The organism is Mycobacterium sp. TY815, from assembly GCF_030755135.1.
In the GTDB taxonomy this organism is placed as follows: Bacteria; Actinomycetota; Actinomycetes; order Mycobacteriales; family Mycobacteriaceae; genus Mycobacterium.
The window spans coordinates 4,449,129-4,474,742 of the sequence record NZ_JAUFRX010000001.1; the positions used below are offsets into that span (position 1 = coordinate 4,449,129).

Annotated in this window: 24 protein-coding genes; 9 read left to right on the forward strand and 15 right to left on the reverse strand. The window is 65.8% G+C overall.

The window, feature by feature from the left end:
* Nucleotides 1-30: 30 nt before the first annotated feature.
* Nucleotides 31-1,266, forward strand: coding sequence for a CdaR family transcriptional regulator (locus QXK92_RS19475; protein ID WP_306243941.1), 1,236 nt, complete (start codon nt 31-33; stop codon nt 1,264-1,266).
* Between the two features lie 92 nt (nt 1,267-1,358).
* Nucleotides 1,359-1,727 carry a hypothetical protein gene (locus QXK92_RS19480; RefSeq protein WP_306243942.1) on the forward strand — a complete coding sequence of 123 codons (369 nt, stop codon included), beginning with the start codon at nt 1,359-1,361 and terminating at the stop codon, nt 1,725-1,727.
* A 602-nt stretch (nt 1,728-2,329) separates the two neighbouring features.
* On the opposite strand, the gene QXK92_RS19485 is transcribed toward QXK92_RS19480, so the two are convergent.
* The 5 genes from QXK92_RS19485 to QXK92_RS19505 form a co-directional block, all read right to left on the reverse strand.
* Complete coding sequence (locus QXK92_RS19485) at nt 2,330-3,628, reverse strand: glycosyltransferase (RefSeq protein ID WP_306243944.1); 1,299 nt, start codon at nt 3,626-3,628, stop codon at nt 2,330-2,332.
* Nucleotides 3,625-5,865, reverse strand: coding sequence for a glycoside hydrolase domain-containing protein (locus tag QXK92_RS19490; protein WP_306244542.1), 2,241 nt, complete (start codon nt 5,863-5,865; stop codon nt 3,625-3,627). The genes QXK92_RS19485 and QXK92_RS19490 overlap by 4 nt, the downstream gene beginning before the upstream one ends.
* Before the next feature lie 751 nt (nt 5,866-6,616).
* On the reverse strand, nt 6,617-7,000 hold the full coding sequence (locus QXK92_RS19495) for a hypothetical protein (RefSeq protein WP_306243945.1): 384 nt from the start codon (nt 6,998-7,000) through the stop codon (nt 6,617-6,619).
* A gap of 30 nt (nt 7,001-7,030) precedes the next feature.
* Complete coding sequence (locus tag QXK92_RS19500) at nt 7,031-8,365, reverse strand: DUF6745 domain-containing protein (protein ID WP_306243946.1); 1,335 nt, start codon at nt 8,363-8,365, stop codon at nt 7,031-7,033.
* Nucleotides 8,366-8,701: 336 nt separating this feature from the next.
* Nucleotides 8,702-9,931 carry a helix-turn-helix domain-containing protein gene (locus QXK92_RS19505; RefSeq protein ID WP_306243947.1) on the reverse strand — a complete coding sequence of 410 codons (1,230 nt, stop codon included), beginning with the start codon at nt 9,929-9,931 and terminating at the stop codon, nt 8,702-8,704.
* 108 nt (nt 9,932-10,039) lie between these two features.
* Between QXK92_RS19505 and QXK92_RS19510 the strand changes: the two genes are divergently transcribed.
* The gene (locus QXK92_RS19510) at nt 10,040-10,240 is read left to right on the forward strand and encodes a hypothetical protein (RefSeq protein WP_306243949.1); all 201 of its coding nucleotides are present in this window, start codon (nt 10,040-10,042) and stop codon (nt 10,238-10,240) included.
* A 190-nt stretch (nt 10,241-10,430) separates the two neighbouring features.
* Here the strand turns inward: QXK92_RS19510 and QXK92_RS19515 are convergent, their stop codons facing one another.
* The 10 genes from QXK92_RS19515 to QXK92_RS19560 all read right to left on the reverse strand — a co-directional run bounded on the left by QXK92_RS19515 (nt 10,431) and on the right by QXK92_RS19560 (nt 19,964).
* Nucleotides 10,431-10,892: a TniQ family protein gene (locus QXK92_RS19515; RefSeq protein WP_306243951.1), complete on the reverse strand. Its 462-nt coding sequence runs from the start codon at nt 10,890-10,892 to the stop codon at nt 10,431-10,433.
* Between the two features lie 148 nt (nt 10,893-11,040).
* A complete protein-coding gene (dnaB, locus tag QXK92_RS19520; RefSeq protein WP_306243953.1) occupies nt 11,041-12,420 on the reverse strand; it encodes a replicative DNA helicase in 1,380 nt (459 codons plus the stop codon).
* Between the two features lie 591 nt (nt 12,421-13,011).
* Complete coding sequence (gene rplI, locus QXK92_RS19525) at nt 13,012-13,470, reverse strand: 50S ribosomal protein L9 (RefSeq protein WP_306243955.1); 459 nt, start codon at nt 13,468-13,470, stop codon at nt 13,012-13,014.
* Nucleotides 13,471-13,502: 32 nt separating this feature from the next.
* Complete coding sequence (rpsR, locus tag QXK92_RS19530; RefSeq protein WP_065046023.1) at nt 13,503-13,757, reverse strand: 30S ribosomal protein S18; 255 nt, start codon at nt 13,755-13,757, stop codon at nt 13,503-13,505.
* A gap of 43 nt (nt 13,758-13,800) precedes the next feature.
* Nucleotides 13,801-14,316 (reverse strand): single-stranded DNA-binding protein, encoded by a 516-nt coding sequence (locus QXK92_RS19535; protein ID WP_306243958.1) that lies wholly within the window; start codon nt 14,314-14,316, stop codon nt 13,801-13,803.
* A 69-nt stretch (nt 14,317-14,385) separates the two neighbouring features.
* Nucleotides 14,386-14,676 (reverse strand): 30S ribosomal protein S6, encoded by a 291-nt coding sequence (gene rpsF / locus QXK92_RS19540; protein WP_055578152.1) that lies wholly within the window; start codon nt 14,674-14,676, stop codon nt 14,386-14,388.
* Between the two features lie 111 nt (nt 14,677-14,787).
* Nucleotides 14,788-15,426, reverse strand: a complete 639-nt coding sequence (locus tag QXK92_RS19545; RefSeq protein ID WP_306243960.1) for a DJ-1/PfpI family protein — start codon at nt 15,424-15,426, stop codon at nt 14,788-14,790.
* Nucleotides 15,426-17,039, reverse strand: coding sequence for a glycosyltransferase family 87 protein (locus tag QXK92_RS19550; protein WP_306243962.1), 1,614 nt, complete (start codon nt 17,037-17,039; stop codon nt 15,426-15,428). Before QXK92_RS19550 ends, QXK92_RS19545 begins: the two co-directional genes overlap by 1 nt.
* Nucleotides 17,036-19,537 (reverse strand): transglycosylase domain-containing protein, encoded by a 2,502-nt coding sequence (locus QXK92_RS19555; RefSeq protein ID WP_371934525.1) that lies wholly within the window; start codon nt 19,535-19,537, stop codon nt 17,036-17,038. Before QXK92_RS19555 ends, QXK92_RS19550 begins: the two co-directional genes overlap by 4 nt.
* Nucleotides 19,530-19,964 (reverse strand): DUF5318 family protein, encoded by a 435-nt coding sequence (locus QXK92_RS19560; RefSeq protein ID WP_306243964.1) that lies wholly within the window; start codon nt 19,962-19,964, stop codon nt 19,530-19,532. Before QXK92_RS19560 ends, QXK92_RS19555 begins: the two co-directional genes overlap by 8 nt.
* A 124-nt stretch (nt 19,965-20,088) precedes the next feature.
* On the opposite strand from QXK92_RS19560, the gene QXK92_RS19565 reads away from it, so the two are divergent.
* The 6 genes from QXK92_RS19565 to QXK92_RS19590 all read left to right on the forward strand — a co-directional run bounded on the left by QXK92_RS19565 (nt 20,089) and on the right by QXK92_RS19590 (nt 25,597).
* Nucleotides 20,089-20,964 carry a DUF1707 domain-containing protein gene (locus tag QXK92_RS19565; RefSeq protein ID WP_306243966.1) on the forward strand — a complete coding sequence of 292 codons (876 nt, stop codon included), beginning with the start codon at nt 20,089-20,091 and terminating at the stop codon, nt 20,962-20,964.
* A 123-nt stretch (nt 20,965-21,087) separates the two neighbouring features.
* A complete protein-coding gene (locus QXK92_RS19570) occupies nt 21,088-21,630 on the forward strand; it encodes a PadR family transcriptional regulator (RefSeq protein WP_306243968.1) in 543 nt (180 codons plus the stop codon).
* 57 nt (nt 21,631-21,687) lie between these two features.
* The gene (locus QXK92_RS19575; RefSeq protein ID WP_306243969.1) at nt 21,688-22,791 is read left to right on the forward strand and encodes an inositol-3-phosphate synthase; all 1,104 of its coding nucleotides are present in this window, start codon (nt 21,688-21,690) and stop codon (nt 22,789-22,791) included.
* A gap of 227 nt (nt 22,792-23,018) precedes the next feature.
* Complete coding sequence (locus QXK92_RS19580) at nt 23,019-23,936, forward strand: alpha/beta fold hydrolase (protein ID WP_306243971.1); 918 nt, start codon at nt 23,019-23,021, stop codon at nt 23,934-23,936.
* A 17-nt stretch (nt 23,937-23,953) separates the two neighbouring features.
* Complete coding sequence (locus QXK92_RS19585) at nt 23,954-24,754, forward strand: LLM class F420-dependent oxidoreductase (RefSeq protein WP_306243973.1); 801 nt, start codon at nt 23,954-23,956, stop codon at nt 24,752-24,754.
* A 102-nt stretch (nt 24,755-24,856) separates the two neighbouring features.
* Complete coding sequence (locus tag QXK92_RS19590) at nt 24,857-25,597, forward strand: GntR family transcriptional regulator (protein ID WP_306243975.1); 741 nt, start codon at nt 24,857-24,859, stop codon at nt 25,595-25,597.
* Nucleotides 25,598-25,614 lie beyond the last annotated feature (17 nt).

Here is a 25,614-nt window from a genome sequence, read left to right on the forward strand (position 1 = left end):
GACTGGTGGCGATCAGGGGAGACTGTCGACATGGAGGAACTGTGGGCCCTGCCCAACCGCGAGGTCGCAGAAGCGATCCGGTCACTGTGCCAGCAGCTCATGGCGGACACGGACGCCGTGACCGACGACATCGCATCAGCCGCCCTCATGGTGCAATACGAACCTGCGCTGCTCCCGGATGCATCGCTCGTCGAGGAGGACCGCCACCTCAACCACTCCGATCTTGTCCAGTGGCTTACCTCGAACATCCAGCATCCGGGGCAGCGGGTCGAGCCCTACATCGGTCCCAGGATCGCGGCGTACATTCGCGACCTCGTATCCCGCGGCATCGCACCCGATTTCGCCGGCGGATGGCGGGTGGCGCTTGACGTCGGCTGGCGCCGATGGCTCGAAGAATGCGTGGCACGCTATGGCAACTCCGACGTCTTGGTGGACGTGCTCGACGTGTCGGCGAAGTCGTTGGTGCAGTACGCCATCGACTCGGTCTCAGCCTTGCGCGAGGCCAGCCTCGCGGCCGCGATGGGTAACGCGGATGCCGACGCGATCGCGCTGATCCAACTGATCGCCAGTGGCGCGCCCATGACCGAGGATCTCGCGGAGGCACGCCTGAGATACCGGATGAACCGCCCGCACGTCGGCCTCGTCGCGTGGACCGACGAACCTCAGCAGGCCGGCACATTGGACGAGGTGGTCGCGGCCGTGAATTCCGCTTCGGCAGGTCGGAGCGTCCTGGTGGCCCGTGCGAGTACTACCTCGCGTTGGGTCTGGCTATCAGGGCCCGACGCTCCGGATCTCCACTATGTCGAGAAGGTGGCGGCGCAGGCGAAGGGCATTCAAGTGGCGGTCGGAAGGCCGGGGCACGGAATCGAAGGATTCAGGTCTAGCCACCAGGACGCCCTGGCGGCCCAGTCGTTGGTAGTGCGGCTCGGATCCGACCGGCGCTTTACGGCGTACGCCGACGTCGAGCTCGTCGACAGCCTCACCAAGGACCGAGTCAGCGCACAACGGTTCGTCACCAAAACTCTCGGACCGTTGGCCGAAGCAGACGAAGCGTTGCGCCAGGCGCTGCTGACCTACGTGCAGTGCGGCTTCAATACCACTCGGGCAGCGGCCAACCTGTATGCCCACCGCAACACTGTCGAGCGTCGGGTCTCACGCGCCAACGAACTCTCCGTGGTGAAAGTGGAAGACAACCCAACCCATGTCGCCGCTGCACTCCTGGTGCTGGATATTGCGCCGAATATTGCTTCAGCCGCACCCTTCTGAGCTGAGGGAGCAGTTGGTGGTGTGTTGGTCTCTCGCGGCCGGCGCCGCTTGGTTCGCGGCCCGAGAATTCTGCGAGGTCTAGCGTGGGCGGAATGGGTTTGTTCAGTCATGAGGAGTTCCGGGACCCGGCCGACGACGTTGGTGGCGCCGCGAGTGGTGGGGTTGTTGAGCGAGCTCGGCGTGCAGAGGTGGACGAGTACGGGGTGGATGAACCTGCGGTGGTGGGTCCGGGGTTGCTGCCTGAGGATGGTTCGTGCGGTCAGTTCGCTGTGCAGTTTCACGTGTCTACGACAATGCTGCTCGGGCTGAAACGTATTGCGGATATGCGTGGGGTGAGCGTGCCGGAGGTATGCCGGCAGGTGATCGGGGTGTTTGTTGCCCAGCAGGAGGGTGAGCTCGGTGCACTGCTTGCTGCCGAGGCCGAGGCGGCTGATTACCGTCCGAGTTTGGGTCAGGCGTAGTTGCGGCGGTCGTGAGGTCCGCTGAAGGAACCGGTGCGGCTGGCAGAAATAGACGTGCGGGGGTGTAGGTTCTCACCCGCGGCGACATCCCCAGCAGCGACTGACCAGCGCTTTGCGGACCGTCTGACGGCAAGTGCACCTCGGTTTGGTCTCACGAAAGGCTTCATTTCCTACACCGATGACAGGCACCGCCCTGGGATGGCCTCCGATTTTATTTTGTTGCCCACGTGTCGGTGCCAACGGCTGCGCCTGGTTGATCGACGGCAGCGAAATCATGCTGAGCGGACCGGCCCGCCGACCGAGTGGCATGTCGGCACTAACGACGCGCTGAGACTTGCTCCCCAATTCGGTGGCATCGCTGGCGGCGGGTACCCCACGGACGCGATCCCGTCCAGGTTTGCACGGCGCGCCTCAGGCCAGCCCCACGAAGTTGTATTCCGTTCGTACGCTTGCAAATTCGGCTTCCTTCAGCGCCGGCTCGGCGATCGTCTGCAATTGCGGCCACTCGGCCTCGCTGCGGTTCGGAGAACGACTCGATCCACGCCTGATCCTGGGGCACGCCGCGGGCGGCCGTGGTACCGCTCGACGGCGGAGGGGCCCGTTCAGGTGCCGGTAGCCGCCAACTCGGCCGGCCCGATGTACCCCGGCGCCTCGCTCGTCCCGAACATGTCGTCGAAGACCCGGAACCGATCGAAGGTCAGAGCGTGCTGCCGCGCTCTCATCTCCATCGCGTGTCGCTCGGACTCCGGCAACGAGATCGCCTGGTCGATAGTTTCCGCGAGCGCCGCCCGGTCGCCGTGCGGGACGATGAACGCGGTGTTGCCCACCGCTTCCCCGGTCCCACCGGTCAGGCAGGTGATGATGGGGCCACCCCCCGCGAGCATCTTCTCGGCCAGCGCGATCCCGAAGGTCTCGACGAACTCCGGTTCCGGCCGCGTCGGCAGGGCGTAGGCCGCGCAGCCGCGCATCAGCAGCGGCTTCTCGTCGTCGTCCACGTCACTCAGGAAGACGATGCGATCGTCCCCCGCCGCCAGGTCCTGATACTCCTGCAGTTGCGGTCCGGTGCCGGCGACGACGAGCTTGACCTTCTCCGCCGCAGCGGAATCGCGGTAGGCGTGGATCAGATCATCCACACCCTTGGCCCGAGCGACCCGGGACAGGAACAGAACGTAGCCGTTGCGCTCGAGCCCTCGACTGGCCAGGACCGCCTCGACGGCGTCCTCGTCGAGGTCGAGGAACGCCCCGGTGTCGATCGCCGGGTAGCTGGTCTCGATCCGATCGCGACATTCCTGCGCGAACCGGGTCCCGGCGCGTTCGTCGAGTTCGGTTGCCGCGGCAACGATCTCGTCCTTCGTGTATTCCGACACGGCGACGACCCGGTCGCTGCCTAGGTAGCGGGCCATCAGCGCGATCGCGGCACCGACCGCCCCGTCGAGCAGGCAGTTGCGAATCACATTCGTGACATCCGACCCGACCGCCTTCGCGATCGTGGTGACATCCGTGTCGAGACCTGCCGTGGCGGCCGCGCTCACCGCGTCCCCGACCACCGTGGTGTGCGGCATCAGGTACATCGACAGGCAGGTCGTCGGAACACCGTCGGTGAGCAGTTCCACCAGGCGCCCGGTGAGGCCGGCCAGGTAGCGACCGTCTGGGACGCGGTAGTCACCGACCGGTTCGGGCCGCTCGACGGTGATGCCGGGACTGTACTCCTGCAGGCGATCCAACGGTTTCAACGGGAGTCCCGCAGCTTCCAATACGGGAATCGGCCACGTCAACAGTCGAACGTCGTCGAACCCGCGCTTCAGCGCGACCTCGGCGAGGTTACGGGCCTCGCCGCTGTGGCCGCAGATGACCGGGTCGGCTCGGACGATGATGACGAGACGACGAAAAGGACGCTTCATGGTGCCCCCTGGGTCGTTGGGACGGGACCACGGGCCGACGGAGGTCTCTCCGACCGGCCCCACGAACTGGGTTCCGGACCCAGCTCGATGTGCAGCGTTCCTGCTGCGTGCAGCTCCTCGGCAGAGATGTAGGTTCCGTGAAGCGGTGTGCCGTTGAACGTTGCGGCTTGCACGTACTGCACCGGTGGAGTCGAGTCGATGCCGTCGGACCCGATCGGCTGCTCGACGAATCCACTGGTCGTGATGGTCAAATCTTTGCCCCGGATCAGTAAGCGAGAACGCTCGAAAGCCGGAGTGTTCACCAAAAAGAGACCTTGGCCGGCCACTGGGAAGAGCCCCAGCGACGCCCACACGTACCAGGCGGATAGGCCGCCGCTGTCGTCGTTACCGGGCAGGCCACCGGGGCCGGTGCCGAACTGCCACGTCAGCGCCGCGTGCACCACCTCGGCCGTCCGGTCGGGTCGGCCGGCATAGTGGTAGGCCCACGGGGCCTCCATGTCCGGTTCGTTGTTCAATCCCTCGAACCGGTTGAGCGCGTAGCCGAACTCCATCTCGGCGGGCTTCGGTTCGATGCCCGGCTGGGTCACCGGTTCGGCGCAGTAGCCGAAGAAGGCGTCGAGCATGCCGACGAAGGCCTCGTCCCCGCCGGCAAGAGCGATCCGCCCGGCCATGTCGTGCATCAACCGGAACGAGTAGTTCCACTTACCGCCCTCGTAGTACTCCGAGTCCTTCAACAGGCCGTTCGAGGCGTCGAACGCGTTCACCCAACCCGCGCTGCGCTCCTCGGACTCCAAGGCGAGCCGGGTGTCCCCGACCGCGCGGGCGACCTTGGCGGTGCAGTAGTGGGCGTAGGCGAGGTCGAGGGTGTGGGTGATGGGGTGGACGATGCCCTTCTCGATGAAGTCCTCGCCGTACATCCGCCGCAGGTCGTCGACCATGTGGACCAGGGCCCAACTCCAGTCGATCTCCCGCAGGTTCAATTCCTGCGCGTCGGCAAGGGCGGTGTGGGCCAACGCGCTCGCCTGCCTGAAGAACCGGTCCGCCCCGCGGGCCATCCGGTAGCCGACCGGGAAGTTGCCCTCTTCCTCGCAGACCCGGATCAATGACTCCAGGAGGTCCGCGGCCCGTTCCGGCACGATCGCCATGAGCAGCGGGATCTGGGTCTTGTAGATGTCCCACATGGTGCAGACGTCGAACGCGAACGGCCCGCTGTTGGGCCAGAACGGGGACTCGTCGTCACCGAAACAGGGCTTGATCAGGGAGTGGTAGAGCGCGGTCCCGAAGACCTGACGGCGCGCCTCGGAGCCACCTTCGACCTGGATCAGGTCGAGGTGTTCCTTCCACTTCTTCCGGGTCCGGGCGCGGACGACGCTGAAGGCGTGCTTGCCGCTAGCGCACTCGGTGCGCAGGTTGTCGGTTGCCTGCTCGGTGCCGCGCAGGGAGAACCCGATCCGGACCTCGATCACGGTCCCCGCCTGGGCCGGCCCCATGAACAACAGCCCGAACGGCCGCAGGGTGGTCGGGCGGATGTAGTCGAAGTCGAGCCGGGTGCCCCCTTCGATCAGTCGCTTGTCGTGCCAGAGCATCTGGCGCCAACCGGGGGCCTCGACCTCGACGGCGACCGAGAGCGGCACCCCCTCCATCACCACGGTGCCCTGCGCCTTGCCGCGGCCGAGGTTCTCGACCTGCGCGCGCAGCGGCACCGTTCGACCGTGCTCGATCACCAAGCCGCCGCACGAGAGGTCGAGCACGACGCGGGCGTTGCGGTGCTCGGGGAACGTGTAGCGGTGAACCGCCACCTTGTCCCCCACGGTGATCTCGCACCGGATGCCGTTGTCGAGGGTCGCCGCGTAGTACCCGGGCGACGACGTCTCGGCGTGGAGCGCCCACGCGGTCCCGAGGTTGTCCAGCGGGTCCAGCATCGGCGTCACTCGGGCGTAGTTGTAGTACTTGCGAATCGCCCCTGTGCCGGACTGCTGGAAGTGCGTGAACCCCGACGCCTGGGTCTCGGCGAAGATCTCCGGCGGCAGTCCCTCGGTGATCTTGGGGTACCGGCCGTAGCCGGTCGGGTAGGCACCGGAGTACGCGCAGGCGGACACCATGCCGAAGGGGGAGACCGCTCCGGGGTGGGTGTTGCCCACCTGCGGCTTCGGCCACCACCAGGTCGCAGCGAGGTCCCGCGGCGGCGGTAGCTGCGTCGCGGCGGTGCCGATGAACGGATCAATGTGTTCGAGGATGGGGGCAGGCTATATAGTCGCGCGGCGATCACGGGTTTCCGCCGTGTGAACTCCTTGGGTCGGGCGAACGACGCCGCGGCCCGGCGTTCACGTTTCCTCGGCGACCACCGGCCACAGACACGCGTAGAAGACGCCCAGGGACAGGTAAGTCTTCAACGTGCCCTCCTGTGCCCTCCTTGGAACGGGGGTCGCCAAAGCCCCGGAAGCCGGCGGTGTCCGGGGGGTTGCGTCCACCAGGGTGGACGCAACCCAAGGCTGTCCTGCTTCAGGGCAACGAGGCGGCTGCGGTGTGGGATCGCGTCATCAAATCCAGACCGCAGCGTGTCCAGGAGGGCGGCCTGGAAGTTCTCACCTGCATACACCCGAGTCCCCAAGCGCTCAGGACCGACGATCAACAGCAGCGTGAGGCGCGAAAGCTCAAGCAGCAGCGCGCCTATCAACGCGTGGCGGAAATCTTGGCCACGTCTGCCGACGCAGGTACCGGGGAGCCTGAGTACTGCGAGAACTAATCCTTTGGCGGAGTCAGGCACCCGCTAACCACCCAGCGTGCCCGCCGAGCCGAATACCGTCGCGTGCTCAGATCAGCACCCTGAATAGGACGCTCCGGCGAACAGTGAAACGATTCAACGAGTTCCGAAGTGGGGCTCAACTCCTCGGCGATGAACTACATCGCGGCTTGCAGGTCTCACCGCGATCATGGACCGTACCGTCGCGTCGCCGACACGTCGCTTGGCCGCGGTCTGGACCTAGGTTAGTCGGCGCTTGTGGACGCGGCGTGTTGGCGTTGTAGGCGGATCTGGTAGCTGCCGGCAGCGACCCCGAGATATACGTGTTCCGGGTGTGCGAGGTAGGCGGTAGAGCCCTCGGGAACGGTGAGGGTGGCCACCCGAAGGTCCTCGCCACGGGGCGCGACTATGTCACAGTAGACCGGGCCGCCGACGGCGTAGATGACGTGGGAGTTGCCGAGATTCTGCCCATCGACCACGACGGTGCCCGACGCGGGCACGGGGGTTGTGGCCGCTGGCGCTGCGGGCAGGATGAGGACATCGCCTTGGCGTTGAGGCCCGGACAACGCCGGGATGTCGCAGGCCGCGTCGCGGTCGGTAAGTCCGGCCGAGTCTAGGTTCCGTGTCATCACGTGCCTCCTTCAAGGGTGGGGCCCTGGCTAGGTCGCGCGGGCCAGTTGTGCGTAGCGCGAGTCCGGGACATCAAACGTCCACGCCGCCGCCGCGAGTGCGCTGCGGCAGTCTGGCGGCACCGTCAGGCCGTAGCTGCGGCGGGTTCCGTCGGGCTCACCAGTAGCGTTGGTGCACAACAGGATCTGTAGCCGCTGGTCCAGCAGTCGGCACGGCACGGTGTAGAGTCGCAGGACCTGGCCTGGGTTGGCGGGGTCGGCCGCTTCGTCGACGAGCTTCAGGCCTGCATCGATGGCGAAGCGGTTCCAGCCCATGCGCTCGATGGCACAGAGGCGCACCGAAACACTGGGTTCGGACATGATGCGTCTGGCATTCCACCCGTTTTGGATCAGGTCGTCCGGAACCCGGGTGCCGTGCCAGACATACACGCCCCAGCCGTCGCCCCAGCCGATAGCCGGTCCAGACTCGTTGTGCAGCCGGCCAAGCCGGTCGGGTCCCTCGGTGTGGATGGCGGTGGGCAGGTCGCAGACCACAACGAAATCGCGAAACGCCCACCAATACCCGGCCGACCAGGCATCTTCAATCTCACGGCTGCGTTGCCAAACCTGTTCAACCAGCGGCAGTTCGACCACGTCGCGCATGAACGCGGCGCACGCGTGCAAGCCACTCAGCGCCCGTTCCCCCAGCGGCCGCCGCCATGGCAACGGCGCTTCTGCTTGTGCTGCTGCGAAAACGGCGGCATCGACTTCGGCGCCTGCGTTCAACACCGGCGCCAAGAGGTGCCTGGCGACAGACCTGTAGGCCGCCTTGGCGTGCACCGCCACGCCGTCGAGGATCTCCGGGGCACCCACATGCTCGAACGCTGGGCAAATCTCACCCGGTCCGATCGCGTCGAGGATCGATCGGACCGCCTCGCACAGCGCCGACTCCACCCCAGTGCCCGATATCGGACCGAGCCCCGAGCGCAACGCCGCGGCGATCACCGCCTGGCTCGGCGCGGTCCGGGCGTGGTCGCGGATACGGGCGGCGATGGCCGGAGCCAGCGCGCCGACGATCGGCGAGGGCACCCGCACCACGACTTTCGGCCACGACATGCCCTGAGCCTCATAGCATTTCCGCACACCTACCTCCCACACCGCCCACTCTCGGTCGGTGAGCGGACCGGTGCGCCGTGTGCGTTCCATCCATTCTCGGGCGAAAGATTTCGTCCGGACGCGCTGAGCCGGCGTCAGCCGGCTAGCTGCCATGGCTGCAGGCACCACCGAAGCGGCAGGTTGCCCGCGCCCACCCGCGCCGAGTAGACCGCTGCGGCGGGCGACCGATGTCGCGAACTCGGTCACGACCTCGCGAATGGAAGGTGCCACGATTGCCTCCATCCGGTCATTTGCACGCGATGCTAGGGGCGGGTACCGACATTTAGTTTTGGCAGCTGGCGAAGAATATCGGCGCCGAAGGCCAAGAGCAGTCGCCCTAGTACTGCGGCGCCTTACGCCAATCCGACGCTGACGCGCGGCCGCGCAGCGTATGACCCTGCGTAGTGCACCGGGGAGTGCGTTGATGTGGAGGTCGCGCCGTTCGGGCTATGTCCTCGGCAACGCATCCTGCCTGACCAGGTCGTGTTGTCGCCCGGGTCGGCGACGCCCTGACAGTGCCGGCCACGTTCCGTTCGGCGCTTGCCGCGGGCCGTCCTCAACCATGCGTCACACCCGCGACTCGATGGTGGACTGCGCCTGTGTGAGGACTTCGTCGGCGAACTCGATCAGCTTCTCTCGAGCCTCACCACGACTGGCCATCAGGTCTTGAACGTTGATGCTGACTACCGCCAACTGGGCGGCAGAGACCTCGATGAAATCCTTGTAGCACTGCGTCTCGCCGGGGGACATTGAATCCCAATCCCTCGGTCGCGGTGCTAGTCGGCGTTCCCACCGTGTGAGCGCATGACCACCGTGCACGGCAACGTACTCCAGTGTCTCCGCCGCACGACGAAGGATATCCACCAACGCCTCAAAGCTTCTTTGACTGCCGGCAATCTCAGCGTCTGCGTCGTTGAGCTGCTCCATGAGTTGTTGCTGCTGTTTGCGGTTGCGCTTGACCATCCAGACAAGACCGCCAACCGCGAGTAGGAGCACCGGGGCTGCTGCGATCCCGGCCAGTAATGTCAGGCCTCCCGCGACTCCGGCACCCCCGGCCGCAAGCGTGCCCCCACCCAGCAGAGCCAATGCAGCGTTACTCGCAGCAACTCCGCTCAGCCCCCCGATCGCGGCACCGGTCGACGCTGTGCCGAAGGACACTGCAGCCACGAACGTGGCGTAGGCCGCGGCCCCTCCAACCGCGGCACCCGCGACAGCACCGCCCGCTCCACCCGCAAGCGCATAGCCAACCCCGTAGGAGGTAGATCGAAGTCGGTACTTCGCCTGCGCCTGCGCATCATCGGCCGCATCGTCATCCTGGAGGTCTACGGGATCTGGCGGGGTTGCACCGTTGATCCCCTGGGCAATCTCGACAAACTTCATGAAGAAGTCGTCACGGGCACGGTCATGAGCTGTGTTGAATGCGTCCCCGAGCTCGGTGATGAGGCCAGTCCGTCGCTCGACTTCTTGCTGGATTCGCTTGACGCGATCCTTGATGCGCCCTTCACCAGATGCCGCCCCGGCGCCATCTCGTGGTCCGCCGCGTTCTTGCGCTAGCTCCAGGGTCCGCTTCGCTGCCGCTGCCTCCAGTTGGCTGGTGCTGAGCCCCAGCGCGACGGCGATGTCCTCGAATCGGTCCGATCCGGGGCGTGTCAGTCCGCTCTCGATGCGGGAGATCGAAACGCCGGCGCCCTTCTTATATCCAGCCCGGGTACCCAAGTCGTCCTGAGTCGTCTTGGGTACCTTGGCCTCGCGATGCTCGCGGATGACCATGCCCAACGCTTCCAGCGAGTACTCCATATCGGCACCATAGCGCAAGAAGTTCACGTTAGTGTATTGACGCAAACTAATTTAGTCACTAAATTCGCCTTAGCGAGGTGCCCGGCCTCCCCATCGAAAGGTCTCGCCATGGCCCGTATCAATACCGCAGTGCTGATAGCCGAGGTCGCGATCGTGGCCGACCGCGCGAACTTCGTCCGCCAGGACCCCGCTGTCGTGAAGGCTGCGAAACAAGCTCGGGCTGACTTCGCGCAGGCCGTGCGCTCGGCCAACAACCTCCTTCAGGAGGCGCTCGCCTCATGGCAGCGCGCAGATAGGCGCAACCGCTGAGCACGCCGCGACGCGTCATTCCGGGAACTGGGTTCCAGATGGCCATTGACAGACCACTGACCTTGATGACCTGGATCTCCAGGTCACGCAGTTCGATGGACTGCTCACTACGGGGCCTCGATATAAGGCAACCGGTCCCGGTGTCGGTTCCGGTCCAAAATTGAGCATGTAGTTCCGGGGAAGAAACTGCTCAAGATTCGACCGGAGCCGACAACTGCGGACACTTTTCAGACAGCAGAGCATTGTGCCGAACACAGGCGAAAGTCCAACCTAGCCGCCAGCGCAACTGCCATCGGCCACCCGACTCAGAGAGACACGCGGGACAAAAGCGAGAAAAGCCGACGGCGCCGAACGGAAAATGCTCATCGAGGCGATGGGTCGTCGGATCGAGCTTCAACGCGGTGCCGTCGTACACACTCAGCGTCATGGCCTCCACGACTGGCGCGGGGATACCGGCAGCGGCGGCGATCGCATCGATCTGACCGGGGTCCAGCCAGGTGATCCACAACGGATGCGACACCGCTGGAAGTCCAAAGCTCCGGGCTATCGATCCGATACTGACGTCCATGGCTTGAGTCATTGCCGCGAGCCACGAATCGATCGCCTCGCCCTCGACCGGTTCGACCCGAACCGGCAGTCGGGCGGTTACCACCGGCGCCTTGACGGAGACACTACGAGTGCAGATGGTCTGCGATCAGCGTCTCGCTGACCCGAGGCCCGAATAGTTCGGAACCCTAACGACCTTGTCAACCAACAGTGCGCATTTGTCAGTCTTCACTGCATCTCGACAGGGGTCGCTCTCACCGCGCCATATTGGCGAACCGCGACAAGTGCAACTGATGAGCGACGGTCACCGTCTTGGTGGGGCCGTTACGGTGTTTGGCCAGAATGAAGTCTGCTTCTCCCCCGCGCGGATCGTCGCGCTCGAACGCGTCGGGGCGATTCAGCAGAATCACCATGTCCGCGTCCTGCTCCAGTGAGCCCGACTCGCGAAGGTCCGAAAGCATCGGCTTTTTGTCCGTGCGCTGCTCCGGGCCACGGTTAAGCTGACTGATCGCGACCACCGGGACCTCGAGCTCCTTCGCCAAAAGCTTCAGGTGCCTTGAGAATTCGGACACTTCGATCTGCCGCGACTCAACCTTCTTGCCCGACGTCATCAGCTGGAGATAGTCGACGACAACCAGCTTCAGATTGGCCTTCTGCCGCAGCCGGCGCGCCTTCGCACGGATCTCCATCATGGTCAGGTTGGGTGAATCGTCGATATACAGTGGCGCCTCGCTGATTTCACTCATCCGGCGCGCCAGGCGGGTCCAGTCGTCATCGGTCATGCGGCCCGAACGCATGTCGGCCAGTTTGATCTTCGCCTCCGCCGACAGCAGCCGCATCACGATCTCGGTCTTGCTCATTTCCAGGGAAAAGATGACGCTGGCCATCCGGTGCTTGATCGAGCATGAGCGCATGAAATCCAGGCCCAGGGTCGACTTCCCCACACCCGGGCGAGCCGCCACGATGATCATCTGGCCGGCGTGCAGCCCGTTGGTCACCTCGTCGAGTTCGGTGAAGCCGGTCGGCACACCGCGTGAGATGCCGCCGTTGGAGGCGATGGCGTCGATCTCGTCCATCGTCGGCTGCAACAGGTCTTCCAATGGCACGAAGTCTTCCGAGGTGCGTCGCTCCGCTACCTCGTAGATCTCGGCCTGGGCGCGATCGACGATCTCGGCGACATCGGCGCCGTCGGCACCGGCGTAGCCGTACTGCACCACCCGGGTTCCGGCCTCGACAAGACGCCGCAGCAGCGCCTTCTCGGCGACGATGCCCGCGTAGTAGCCGGCGTTGGCCGCCGTGGGCACGGTGGAAATCAGGGTGTGCAGATACGGCGCGCCGCCGATGCGGCGCAGCAGGCCGCGCCGGTCCAATTCGGCGGCGACAGTGACGGCGTCGGCCGGCTCACCACGACCGTAGAGATCCAGGATGGCGTCGTAGACGTTCTGGTGGGCGGGTCGGTAGAAGTCGCTGGGCCGCACGCGCTCCAGGACGTCGGCGATGGCGTCCTTACTCAGCAGCATCCCGCCCAGCACCGACTGCTCTGCGGCGAGATCTTGAGGAGGCTGGCGACCGTAGTCCTCACTCGGCGGCGGGGTATCCATCCCCGGGTGAGGCATGTCATCGACGACCGCCACGGACCACCTCCCTCCGACTCAAACACCGAACATACATTCGATCGCTGATATTCAGAGCGTAAGTCAAGCCACCGACACCCGCCCCCCTGCTCGAGTGGGCCGGCTTCTCCGCCGGCCGCTGGCCCGCATCGTCGCCGCCCGTCGCACGAGTGGCCGGAGCCACGTCGTCTAGCGCCGGGATGAAACGTAAACGTTGCTGGACGGGACTCCAACAGCGCCTGTTCATAGAGCTGTGGATTGAGTGTGCATATCGTTGAACACCAATGTTGAACGGGGTGTGGAGTACCTGTGGATCATTACGTGGTTTTTGTCCATCACTGCTGCTGACCGCCATACAACGCGGTCAAATTCATGTGGACAAGAATCTCTCCGGCGTGTCGGCGCAGGCTATCGCGTCGGGCGTGTTGGTTTTCGCTGACGTTGTCGGGGAGTTAATGCGCGGTTACGGCGACCCCGGCCGGGCACCTTCGGAAAAGTTCGCCAGAATACCGCTCCGCGAAAGGCCGAATTCACATGAAACTCTGGCAAATTCTGGGCAAGCCAAAACCCGGTGCAGCCGCGACGGCCACACCGGGTGGGGGGTAGATCTGGTTAGCTCTGGCCGACGACCTCGAGGGCGACCTCGACGTCGATCTCCGGGTGCAGGTGCACCACCACCGGATGGGTACCGACAGCCTTGATGTGGGCCTTGGGCATCCGGACGATCCGCTTGTCCAGGTTCGGGCCGCCGGCCTTCTTGATCGCGGCCACCACGTCGCCGGCGGTGACCGAGCCGAACAGCTTGCCGCTGTCAGCGGCGGTCTTCACCGGCAGCGAGACCGAGCCGAGCGCCTGGATGGCGGTCTTGATCTCGTTAGCGTGCTCGCGGTCGCGGACTGTCTTGGTCTCGCGGGCGCGACGGATGTCGTCGGCCTGCCGCTGAGCACCGCGCGAGGCGACGATCGCCAGACCCCGGGGCAGCAGGAAGTTGCGGCCGTACCCGTCTTTGACTTCAACCGTGTCGCCGACGGAACCGAGGTGGTCGACGTCAGCCGTGAGAATCAGCTTCATCGTTTACGTGACTTTCGTTGGAGGCGCGGTGATCAGCGCGTCGAGGAGGTGAAGGGCAGCAGCGCAACCTCGCGGGCGTTCTTCACCGCGACCGCGATGTCCCGCTGGTGTTGCACGCAGTTACCGGTAACCCGACGGGCCCGGATCTTGCCGCGCTCGCTGATGTACGTGCGCAGCAGGTTGGTGTCTTTGTAGTCGATGTTCTGGCCCTTTTTGGCGCAGAAGACGCATTTGCGCGCCTTGATCGGCTTTTCCGGAGCCGGGCGCCGCTTGGTGGACTTGGCCATGGTGTCAATCTTTCCGTTCTTGTGCTGTGAAAGTTATTCGAGGTCAGAAGGGCGGTTCGTCGTCGCCGCCGCCGAAGGAACCCGAGGCCGGGGCACTGCCCCACGGATCCTCACCGGAGCCGCCGGACTGCGCCGGCGATGACTGCCGTGAACCGCCGCCGCCACCGCCGCTGAACCCCGCGCCGCCGCCGCTGCGACTGGCCTTGTTGACCTTGGCGGTCGCGTACCGGAGCGAAGGCCCGATCTCGTCGACCTCAACCTCGACCACGGTGCGCTTCTCGCCTTCGCGGGTCTCGAAAGACCGCTGCTTGAGGCGACCGGTGACGATCACCCGGGCTCCGCGCGTCAGGCTTTCGGCCACGTTCTCGGCGGCCTCGCGCCAGATGTTGCAGCGCAGGAACAGCGCCTCGCCGTCTTTCCACTCCCCACTCTGGCGGTCGTAGATCCGCGGGGTGGATGCCACCGTGAAGTTGGCCACGGCCGCACCCGACGGTGTGAACCGCAGTTCGGGGTCAGCGGTCAGGTTTCCTACGACAGTGATTGTCGTGTCACCAGCCATGAATGCCTCCTGGGTCCGCCTGGTGGATGGTTATGGAATTGAGCCTAGGCAACCGCTCCGACAGGGCTGTCAGTGCTTGTCGGTGCGCATCACCTTGGTGCGCAACACCGACTCGTTCAGGCTCAGCTGGCGGTCGAGCTCGGAAACCGTCGCGGGGGCGGCCTTCAGGTCGATGACAACGTAAATGCCTTCAGCGTGCTTGGCGATTTCGTACGCCAGCCGCCGCCGGCCCCAGATGTCGACCTTCTCAACCGATCCACCGTCTTTCCGGACGACGTTCAGAAACGTCTCCAGGGACGGGGCAACGGTGCGTTCGTCGAGCGTGGGGTCAAGAATGACCATGATTTCGTATGGACGCATAGGGACCTCATCACCTCCTCTGGTCTGTGCGGCCACGGAACCTCCGTGGCAGGAGGGTCGCCTGCGTCGGCAACCGCCCCAGGCTACCGGATGGCGGGGCGGACCCGAAATTCACTTCCGCGACTGCGCGAACTCGAGCGCCCTGGCGCGCGTCGCCTCGTCAGCCCTGGCCCATGCGCCGGAGTCGAATGGCGGCTGCGGGTCGTACTCGATCAGCAGCTGGGCGGCTTGGGCGGCGACCCGGTCGAACAACAGCTCGACGAGCCGCAACGCCATGTCGATCCCGCTGGACACTCCCGCCGCGGTGATGATGCGCTGCGGCAGATGCTCGACGACGCGTTCGGGCACATACCGCGCCCCCAACCGGTTCAGGTCGTCGGCGGCGCGCCAATGGGTCGTCGCCGTCAAGCCGTTCAGCAGACCGGCGCTGGCCAACAACAACGCGCCGGTGCATACCGACGTGGTGTACCTGGTACCCGGATGCACGGTGTGCAGCCAGCCGCGGATGGCTTCGTCGTTGACGAGTGCCCGCGTCCCGATGCCGCCGGGGAACACCACCACATCGGGGGTGGCGACCTCGTCGAACGTGGCATCGCAGGCAACCCCCAGCATGCCGTTCTCGGTGCGGATCTCACCGCGCCGCTGGCCGACGAACACCACCTCGACCGACGGAATGCGTTGCAGCACTTCGTAAGGCCCGATGGCATCGAGTGCAGTGAAACGCGGAAACACCGGGATGGCGACCTGCATTACTGCCCGGCCAACTCAGGCACCGCACGCGCCCGCGGGCGCCGGGCCGGACGCAACCACGACGGCAGCCAGGCGGGCGGGTTGTCCGGTGCCAGGTCGTAGCAGCCGCCCGCGGGATCGTCGACCCGGCCCTGCCAGCGCACCAGATCCTCGGTTGGACGGTAGATCTGCCGAATTACCAAGGCGCACAACCCCATTACCGCGATATCGCGCCACAGCACCGTCGTGGTGAACCATTGCAGCGGCAACGATCGGTTGGGGTTGCCGTACAGGTAATACATCCTGGGCACCCACACCAGCGCGTCAATCGTCATCCACGCCAACAGAACGCGGCGGTGCGGCACAGCCAGCACCGCCAACGGCACCAGCCACAGCGAGAACTGGGGGCTCCAGACCTTGTTGGTCAGCAAGAAGGCCGCGATCACCAGGAACGCCAGCTGCGCCAGCCGGGGCCGCTGTGGAGCGGTCAATGCGATGTACGCGATTGCCGCGCAGGACAATACGAGCAGCGCGGCGACGACGCTGTTCAGTACGGTGGGCGGCTCCCAGAAGCCCAGTTTCGGATCGAATCCGCGCCACCCGGTGAACGACTTCACCACGTTGAACAGCGAGTCCATGTCGTCTCCGCGACGGGTGTTGAGCCGGAAGAATTCCGACCACCCCCGCGGATAGAGCACCATGATGGGCAGATTGACTGCCAGCCAGGTCGCCGCGGTGATCAGCGTGGTGCGACCGGCATCGCGCAGCCGTCCCGACCGGATGCCCAGCACCAGCAACGGTCCCAGGAACAGCAGCGGATAGAGCTTCGCCGCGGCGCCCAGCCCGATCAGCACGCCGGCCAGCGCCGGTTTGCGCCGGGCCCAGGCCCACAGGCCGCCCATCGCGAAAGCCGTTGCCAATGCATCGAAATTGGTGAAGATCTGAAAGATCAGCAGTGGAGACGCGGCCACCAGGGCGCCATCCCAGATCCGGCGACCCGCCAGACCCGCCGTGGCCCAGACGGTGAACAGCCAGGCCAGCGCCAAGCCGAACGCGGCGAAATTGAAGAACATCACCACTTCGGCGACTACCGGAACGGGCAGGATCTTGCTCACCGCGGTGTACGCCTTGGCGAAGCGCATCGACGCGTACTGGTAGACACCGGTCAGCACCGGATATTCCATGTAGCGGACCGCGATCTGGCCGTCGTAGCGAATCTGCGGCGTGCCACTGCCGTCCGTCTCGATCCAACTCGACTTGTACGGAAACTTGCCCTGGCTCAACAACTCCGCGCCGTAGAGCGGCACCGTGTCGGAGTAGCACAGTTCGTAATACGCCCGCTGGTTGTCCCAGTTGGCGACTCGCTGCTCGCCTGTCCCGGTGCCGGTGCTCTGCAGGCACGCCGCCTTGGTCGACCAGCCCAGCGCCAGAAACACCAGGGCGAGCAGGAACATCACCCGCACCGGGGTCATGATGCGGGTGCGGCCGATCAGCGCATGCCGGCCGACGGGTCCGCCGATCGCGTTGGCCAGCGCGGCACCCAGAACGTCATTGCGGCTGGGGCAGTCTCGGTTGTCGGCACTACGGCGGTCAGCGGCCAGTGGCCGTGGCGAGATGGTGGTGCGCTCGCTCACGGGGGCGGTTGGGGGACGTCGGACGGCGGTGGCAGCGGGGCCGGCCCACCGGGCGGCGGCACAGTGATCGTGGTGGGCGGGCCCACCGGAATCGTGATGCCGGGCGCCACTTCGACCGTGGGCTGGATGACCGTCTCCGACGGCGGGGCCGGCGGCGGGGGCGGGGGCGCCGCGGGCACGCCCGCGTAGCCGCCGATCTCCGTCGGCTTGGGGAACGTCTCGTTCGGGGCGCCCTTGAGGGCACCGTCCATGGTCGCTTTCCAGATGTCCGAGGGCAGTCCGGAGCCGTACACCGCTCCACCGGAGGCGTTCACCAGGGGCTCGTCACCCTTGACCGTGCCGACCCACACGGCGGTGGACAGCTGCGGCGTGTATCCGACCATCCAGGCGTCCTTGTTGGAGGTGGTGTCGCCGAACTGGGTGGTGCCGGTTTTGGCCGCGGACTGCCGGCCGCCCGCCAGATTGTGGCCGCGGGAGTACCCGGCGATCGGCACCATCGCCGCAGTGACGTTGTCGGCCACCGCCTTCGGGATGCGCTGGTCGCCGCTGTTGTCCGCGGTGCTCGCGTCGAACAGGACCTGTCCCTCGGCGTTGACCACCTTCTGCACGAAGTGTGGCCGGTGATACATGCCGGAGGCGGCGAGCGTCGCATAGGCCGTGGCCATGTCGATCACCCGGGTCTGGTACTGCCCCAACACGATCCCGTTGTTGGGCGGGCCGCCCTTGCCGTCTTCGGACAGCGTGTGCGGGACACCGGGGAAGCTGTCGGCGACCCCGGCCTGGTGCGCGGCGTCGGCGACGGCCTGCGGGCCACCCTTGAGCTTGAGCATCAGCCGGTAGTAGGAGGTGTTCAGCGACATCTTCAGCGCCTCAGCCAAGTTGCAGGTGCCGCAACTCTCGCCCTCGACGTTGGTGATCTTGATGCCGTCGACGGTCAGCGGGGAACTGTCCACCTGATAGCCCAGGCCGATGCCCTGCTCGAGCGCGGCCACCAGGGCGAACACCTTGAACGACGACCCGGTCTGCAAGCCGGCCTGCGCGAAGTCAAAGCCCAGGGCGTTGGATCCGCCGTAGTACGCCTTGACAGCCCCGGTGCGCGGGTCGATGGAGACCGCCGCCGAGCGCATGTCGGGGTCCTGGCCGTCGAGGTACTTCGACACCGCCTTCTCAGCGGCCTGCTGAGCCTGCGGATCGATGGTGGTGGTGACCTGCAGGCCCTGGGTGTTCAAGGTCTGCTCGTCGATGTTGAACAGCTCGAGCAGTTCCTTGGTGACCTGTCGTTCGATCAGCCCGTTGGGACCGGTGGTCTGGTTCTCGGCGCGGGCCTGATCGGGCGACACCGTCGCGGGAAACACCTGACCCTTGCGGTCATCGGCGGACAGCGCCTTGGTCTCCACCATGCCGTCGAGGACCCAGTTCCATCGCGCGAGCGCCCCGTCGGGGTCGACGGCCGGGTCCAGGGTGGACGGACGGCGGATCAGCGCGGCCAGTAGCGCGCCTTCGGAGACGGAGAGCTGTTCGACGGGCTTGTTGAAGTAGGCCTTGGACGCCGCGGAGATGCCGTACGCGCCGCGGCCGAAGTAGATGATGTTCAAATAAGCCTGCAGCACATCGTCTTTGGACCACTCCCCCGACATCTTGGTAGCGATGACGAGCTCTTTGGCCTTGCGCATCAGGCCACTCCACCCGTGCTGCGCGGAGCCGACCAGTGCGTTCTTGACGTACTGCTGGGTGATCGTCGAGCCGCCCTGCAGGTCTCCCCCGAACAGGTTGTTGCCGACCGCTCGGGCGAATCCGCTGAACGAGAACCCGGGGTTGGAGTAGAAGCCGCGGTCCTCGGCGGCGATCACCGCCCGGCGCACATGGACCGGGACCTGGCTGAGATTGACGTCGACCCGGTTGCCCTCGGGCGGAACGATTTTGGCGATCTCGCTGCCGTCGCTGGCCAGGATCGTGGACACCTGATTGGTGCGGATGTCTCCCGGTCGCGGCACGTCGACGATGAAGTAGGCCATCGTGAAGGTGACGATCGGCAGCAGGATCAGCACCGCCAGGCTCAGGTACAGCGAACGCCGCACCCAGCGCCAATTGATCTGCTGGGACCAGTTCGGCCTGGGCCGCGGCCCGCGCGCCGAGCCGGCGGGACCCGACGGCGGCGGTCCGCCCGGTGGACGGCGCTGGCCGCTGAGCCGGTCCCGTCCGGGGCGGGACGGCGGGGCGTCCAGCGCGGCCTTGACCTGGCCGACCGGATCGGGGGGCGGCGACACTGGCGATTCCAGCGCGGCCTTCACCTGGTCGATGGGGTCGGCGTGCCGGCTCGGGCGGTCGTCGGGCACGGCCGGGATGACAGTGGTCAGCCGGTCATCGGGGGGCACCGGACGGCGCGGGGGCGGTGGAGCGCCCCGCTGCTCACCGCCGGAGTGTCTGCCGCCATCCGCTGTCGTCGACTCATCCGGTTTGTCGCTGGACGACTGGTGGTGGCGCCCTCCGCTATTCACTGGCCGTGCGGGCGCCATTGCGCGCCGTCCGCTTGCCGCCCGAACCCCGTGGTGGGTGGGCGGGCACTGCCGCACCCAGGACGTAGGACTTCACCAAGTGGTTCCAGCTGCAGGTCCGGCACACCTCCACCACGTGCACAGCAAACTCCGAAAACCGGGTGGCCAGCAGTACGAGTTCCTCGGCGGTGCGCGCCGAACCCGACACAGCACCAAGATGTTCGCCAAAAACCCAGGACACGATGGTGAGCTGCTCCTTGCGGCAGATCGGGCACATCACCTGGCTTTGTTTCCCGTGAAACTTTGCGGCGCGCAGCAAATAGGGATTCGCGTCGCAGACCTCGGAGACGCCGGTGCGTCCCGAGTACACCTCGGCCAGCAGTGAGCGCCGCCGAAGCGCGTAGTCCACCACCTGTCGCTGCAGTCGCACGCTGACCAGAGTACGTCGCCGCCCCCGGCACCGACACGCAACTCAGGCTGTTGTCGCGCGGGTGCGCAGGTATCCGGTGATCACAGGCTGTGCCGGTCCGAGACCGGACTTCTACGATCATCCCGTGGCGAAATGGTTGAGCGCACCTGCTCGTGGCGGATCGATGACGACACGGGCCAAGGACAGCGACCGTCAGGATGCCTGCACCATTCTCGACAGGGCACTCAACGACGGCGAATTGTCGATGGAGGAGCACCGCGAGCGTGTCAGCGCCGCTACCAATGCCGTCACTCTCGGTGACCTGCAGCATCTGGTGGACGATCTGCAGTCCGCCGAGAGCGAACAGCCTGCGCAGATGCCCAAACTCAAGTTGCAGGCCAGGCGCAGCGGCCTGGGACTGGCTGCCGCGTCGTTCGCGGTAACGGAGCTGCTCGGGATCGGCATCGGGTGGGGCCTCTACGGCAACACCACCTCTCCGCTGGACTTCACCTCCGATCCCGGAGCCAAGTCCGACGGGATTGCGGCGGTGGTGCTGACTCCCCCGAAGCAACTGCAGTCGCTCGGTGGACTGACCGGCCTGCTGGAGCAGACCCGCAAACGCTTCGGCGACACCATGGGCTACCGGCTGCTGGTCTACCCCGACTACGCCTCGATCGACCGCAAGGACCCGACCGACGATCGCCGGGTCCTGGACTACAACTACCGCGGCGGATGGGGTGATCCGACCAGCTCGGCGCGCAACAGCAGCACCGACGTCGCCCTCGTCGACCTGGGCAAGTTCGACGTCAAGACCGTGGTGGGCATTCTGCGCGGCGCACCCGAGACCGTCGGTATCAAACAGCAGGACGTCAAGTCGATCTATCTGATCGTGGAACCGGCCAAAGACCCGACCACGCCCGGCGCGCTGTCGCTGACCATCTACGTCTCCAGCGATTACGGCAGCGGCTACATCGAGCTGGCCGGTGACGGCACGGTCAAGCGGGTCAACTACGTGAGCTGACGCTCGCCAGTGTGACTAACAGCGCATTAACGGGCGGTGCTGTTGTCGCTAATATATCGGAGCGATACTATGACGCGAGACGTCGAATCGTCGTAACAAGCCGCGCAAAAGGGAGGTGAATCGATGCTGGAACTCGCCATTCTGGGGTTGCTGATCGAGTCACCCATGCACGGCTACGAGTTGCGCAAACGGCTGACCGGGCTGCTCGGCGCCTTTCGCGCATTCTCCTACGGGTCGTTGTACCCGGCGTTACGGCGGATGCAGGCCGACGGGCTGATCGCCGAGAACGCGGCTCCCGCGGGCACTCCCGTACGAAGGGCCCGGCGCGTCTACCAGCTGACCGACGAGGGCCGCCGGCGGTTCACCGAACTTGTCGCCGACACCGGTCCGCACAACTACACCGATGACGGCTTCGGAGTGCACCTCGCGTTTTTCAACCGCACTCCGGCGGAGGCGCGCATGCGCATCCTGGAAGGCCGGCGCCGTCAGGTTGAGGAGCGCCGGGAAGGCCTGCGTGAAGCAGTCGCGCGGGCCAGCAGCTCGTTTGATCGCTACACACGTCAGCTGCATCAACTCGGGCTGGAGTCCAGCGAGCGTGAGGTCAAGTGGCTCAACGAGCTCATCGCGGCGGAACGGGCAGCGCCCAATGCCGTGGAACAGACGTAACGAAACCCGAAGAACACCAAGACCACTGAAGTTAACGAAGGTTAGGAGAACGCCCCAATGAGTGAGAACACACAGGCGTCGACCGAAGTACGAGTCGCCATCGTCGGCGTCGGCAACTGCGCGTCCTCGCTGGTTCAGGGCGTCGAGTACTACTACAACGCCGACGACACCTCGTCCGTCCCCGGTCTGATGCACGTCCGGTTCGGCCCGTACCACGTCCGCGACGTCAAGTTCGTCGCCGCCTTCGATGTGGACGCCAAGAAGGTCGGGTTCGATCTCTCCGACGCGATCTACGCCTCGGAGAACAACACCATCAAGATCGCCGACGTGCCGCCCACCAACGTGGTCGTCCAGCGCGGACCCACCCTCGACGGCATCGGCAAGTACTACGCCGACACCATTGAGCTCTCCGACGACGAGCCGGTCGACGTGGTGAAGGTCCTCAAGGACAACAAGGTCGACGTGCTGGTGTCCTACCTGCCGGTGGGCTCTGAGGAGGCCGACAAGTTCTACGCCCAGTGCGCCATCGACGCCGGGGTGGCGTTCGTGAACGCACTTCCGGTGTTCATCGCCTCAGACCCGGTGTGGGCCAAGAAGTTCAAGGATGCCGGCGTGCCGATCATCGGTGACGACATCAAGAGCCAGGTCGGCGCGACGATCACCCACCGCGTGATGGCCAAGCTGTTCGAGGACCGCGGCGTGACCCTGGACCGCACCTACCAGCTCAACGTCGGCGGCAACATGGACTTCAAGAACATGCTCGAGCGCGAGCGCCTGGAGTCCAAGAAGGTCTCCAAGACCCAGGCCGTGACGTCCAACCTCACCGGCTCGCTGGCCGGCAAGGTCGAGGACAAGAACGTCCACATCGGACCGTCGGACCACGTCGCCTGGCTCGACGACCGCAAGTGGGCCTACGTGCGCCTGGAAGGCCGCGCCTTCGGTGACGTGCCGCTGAACCTGGAGTACAAGCTCGAGGTGTGGGACTCGCCGAACTCCGCCGGCATCATCATCGACGCCGTCCGCGCCGCCAAGATCGCCAAGGACCGCGGCATCGGCGGACCGGTGATCCCGGCGTCGGCGTACCTGATGAAGAGCCCGCCGGAGCAGCTGGCCGACGACATCGCGCGGACGCAGCTCGAAGAGTTCATCAACGAGGGCTGAATCGCGGGGTGACTCACCGAGCCTGCAGATTCGCAGGCCGGCACCCCCACTTTTGCTGCAGATTTACAGGGTGGGCGAGCAGGCGCGTGCGCCAGGGGTGACACGCCGCCGAGCCTGCAGATTGGCAGGCCGCCACTCGCACTTTTGCTGCAGATTTGCAGCCTCGACGCCCGCGCTTAAGCTAGGTAGCTTCCGCTGGTCAGGCAGAAGTTCGTAGAGTCGGTGGCGTGACCGACGCCGCGCACAACCACCCGAACACCGACGACCTGGCCGGGCTCTCCGAGTTCGACCTGCTGGCCGAAAACGCCGAACAGGCCGGTGTTTCGGATCCGCTGCCGACGGTCGAGCGAGTGGATGCCGGCGATATCAGCGCGCTGCGCTGGGGTGGGTCCGAGCCGCGGGTCGTCTTCCTGCACGGCGGCGGTCAGAACGCGCACACCTGGGACACGGTCATCGTCGGCCTGGGCGAACCCGCGCTCGCGGTGGACCTGCCCGGGCACGGCCATTCCTCCTGGCGGGACGACGGGGACTACTCGCCGCACCACAACGCCGACGCACTCGCGCCGGTCCTGCGGGAGCTCGCCCCCGGCGCCGAGTTGCTGGTCGGCATGTCGCTTGGCGGCCTGACGGGTATCCGGCTCGGGGCGTTGGCGCCGGAGCTGATCAACGAACTGGTGCTCATCGACGTGACCCCGTCCGCCCTGCAGCGCCACTCCGAGATGACCAAGGAGCAGCAGGGCACGGTCGCGCTGATGCACGGCGAGCGGGAGTTCCCCAGCTTTCAGGCCATGCTGGACCTGACGATCGCCGCCGCGCCGCACCGTGAGGTGAAGGCATTGCGCCGCGGCGTCTTCCACAACTCGCGCCGGCTGGACAACGGCAACTGGACCTGGCGCTACGACCCCATCCGGGTCTTCCCGGACTTCAGCACGTTGTGGGACGACGTCGACGCGCTGTCCGCACCGGTGACACTCATCCGTGGCGGCTCGTCGGGTTTCGTCAACAACGACGATGTCGACGAACTCAGCAGGCGCGCAACGCATTTCAAGGGCGCGCACGTCGTCGAGAACTCCGGCCACTCGGTGCAGAGTGATCAGCCGCGCGCCCTCATCGATCTCGTGCGCACGGTGATCGACAGGGTCTGACGCCTACGGTGGTGAGTATGACCTCCCCCGTGCTCCCCGACTTTCCCATCCGCATCGGCGTGCAACTGCAGCCCCAGCACGCCCCGCACTACGACCAGATCCGCGATGCCGTCCGGCGTTGCGAAGACATCGGCGTGGACGTCGCGTTCAACTGGGACCACTTCTTCCCGCTTTACGGCGATCCGGACGGGGCCCACTTCGAGTGCTGGACTATGCTCGGAGCCTGGGCTGAGCAGACCTCCCGCATCCAGATCGGCGCGCTGGTGACGTGCAACTCCTACCGCAACCCCGAGTTGCTGGCCGACATGGCCCGCACCGTGGACCACATCTCCGGCGGTCGCCTCATCCTGGGCATCGGCTCCGGCTGGAAGCAGAAGGACTACGACGAGTACGGCTACGAGTTCGGCACCGCGGGCAGCCGACTCGACGACCTGGCGGGCGCGCTCCCGCGCATCAAGTCGCGGCTGGAACACCTGAACCCGGCGCCGACCCGGGACATCCCGGTCCTGATCGGCGGCGGCGGTGAGCGCAAGACACTACGACTGGTCGCCGAACACGCCGACATCTGGCACAGTTTCGCTTCCGCTGACGAGTTCCCGGCCAAATCGGAGGTGCTGACCCGCCATTGCGAAGCTGTCGGCCGCGACCCGGCCTCTATCGAACGCTCCGCGGCCGCCGGCCACGGGTCAGAGGTGATCGGTAACGCCGAAGCGCTGGCCGGGCTGGGTGTCACGATGCTGACCGTCGGCTGCGACGGACCGGATTACGACCTTTCGGACGCCGAAGCCCTCTGCCGGTGGCGAGACAGTTCGGCTTAAGCCGCGCTTCATCTGCGAAACGTCTCAACGTACCCGCCCAGTCGTGAGAAACTGGCCGCGCATAGAGGCCGTCGGGTGGCTGAAAAGAGATGTAAGAAACTGATGCCTAAGAAGTATGGGATCAAAGAAAAAGACCAGGTGGTCCAACACCTGCTCAACTTGGTGTTGACCGGTAAGTTGCGCAGCGGCGATCGGGTGGACCGCAACGAGATCGCGCAGGATCTGGGTATCAGCCGGGTGCCCATCCAGGAGGCGCTGGTCCAGCTGGAGCACGACGGCATCGTTTCCACCCGATATCACCGCGGCGCGTTCGTCGAGCGATTCGATGAGTCGACCGTCCTGGAACACCACGAACTCGACGGCCTGCTCAACGGCATCGCCTCCGCACGGGCCGCGGCGAACCCCACACCGCGCATCCTGAGCGAACTCGATGCCCTGATGCGTTCGCTGCGCACCGCCAAGGAGCCACGGAACTTCGCCGAGATCGCCTGGGAGTACCGGCGGGTGGTCAACGACGAGTACGCCGGGCCGCGACTGCACGCCACCATCCGCGCGTCGCAGAACCTCATCCCGCGCGTGTTCTTCATGACCTACCAGCACAGTCGCGACGACATGCTGCCGTTCTACGAAGAAGAGAACGCCGCCGTGCACCGGCGCGACCCGGAAGCCGCCCGGGCCGCCTGCATCGGCCGCTCGGAGCTGATGGCCAAGACGATGGTGGCGGAGTTGTGCCGCCGCGGTGTCTTCACGCCACGCGAGGACCGTCCGGATGCCAACGTGGCGGTCCTGCCGGTGCCCCCTGATCCCGACCACACCGCCGAGCGGTCGCCGATGGTGCTCTGACCGACGCACCCCGCCGG

What these genes read in the sequence shown, in the direction of transcription:
- QXK92_RS19585 (WP_306243973.1), top strand. Translation starts at nt 23,954, where the DNA reads ATGACCTCCCCCGTGCTCCCCGACTTTCCCATCCGCATCGGCGTGCAA.
- QXK92_RS19480 (WP_306243942.1), top strand. Translation starts at nt 1,359, where the DNA reads ATGGGTTTGTTCAGTCATGAGGAGTTCCGGGACCCGGCCGACGACGTT.
- QXK92_RS19575 (WP_306243969.1), top strand. Translation starts at nt 21,688, where the DNA reads ATGAGTGAGAACACACAGGCGTCGACCGAAGTACGAGTCGCCATCGTC.
- QXK92_RS19590 (WP_306243975.1), top strand. Translation starts at nt 24,857, where the DNA reads ATGCCTAAGAAGTATGGGATCAAAGAAAAAGACCAGGTGGTCCAACAC.
- QXK92_RS19510 (WP_306243949.1), top strand. Translation starts at nt 10,040, where the DNA reads ATGGCCCGTATCAATACCGCAGTGCTGATAGCCGAGGTCGCGATCGTG.
- QXK92_RS19545 (WP_306243960.1), bottom strand. Translation starts at nt 15,426, where the DNA reads ATGCAGGTCGCCATCCCGGTGTTTCCGCGTTTCACTGCACTCGATGCC.
- rplI (WP_306243955.1), bottom strand. Translation starts at nt 13,470, where the DNA reads ATGAAGCTGATTCTCACGGCTGACGTCGACCACCTCGGTTCCGTCGGC.
- QXK92_RS19535 (WP_306243958.1), bottom strand. Translation starts at nt 14,316, where the DNA reads ATGGCTGGTGACACGACAATCACTGTCGTAGGAAACCTGACCGCTGAC.
- QXK92_RS19475 (WP_306243941.1), top strand. Translation starts at nt 31, where the DNA reads ATGGAGGAACTGTGGGCCCTGCCCAACCGCGAGGTCGCAGAAGCGATC.
- QXK92_RS19485 (WP_306243944.1), bottom strand. Translation starts at nt 3,628, where the DNA reads ATGAAGCGTCCTTTTCGTCGTCTCGTCATCATCGTCCGAGCCGACCCG.
- QXK92_RS19495 (WP_306243945.1), bottom strand. Translation starts at nt 7,000, where the DNA reads ATGACACGGAACCTAGACTCGGCCGGACTTACCGACCGCGACGCGGCC.
- rpsR (WP_065046023.1), bottom strand. Translation starts at nt 13,757, where the DNA reads ATGGCCAAGTCCACCAAGCGGCGCCCGGCTCCGGAAAAGCCGATCAAG.
- QXK92_RS19570 (WP_306243968.1), top strand. Translation starts at nt 21,088, where the DNA reads ATGCTGGAACTCGCCATTCTGGGGTTGCTGATCGAGTCACCCATGCAC.
- QXK92_RS19505 (WP_306243947.1), bottom strand. Translation starts at nt 9,931, where the DNA reads ATGGAGTACTCGCTGGAAGCGTTGGGCATGGTCATCCGCGAGCATCGC.
- rpsF (WP_055578152.1), bottom strand. Translation starts at nt 14,676, where the DNA reads ATGCGTCCATACGAAATCATGGTCATTCTTGACCCCACGCTCGACGAA.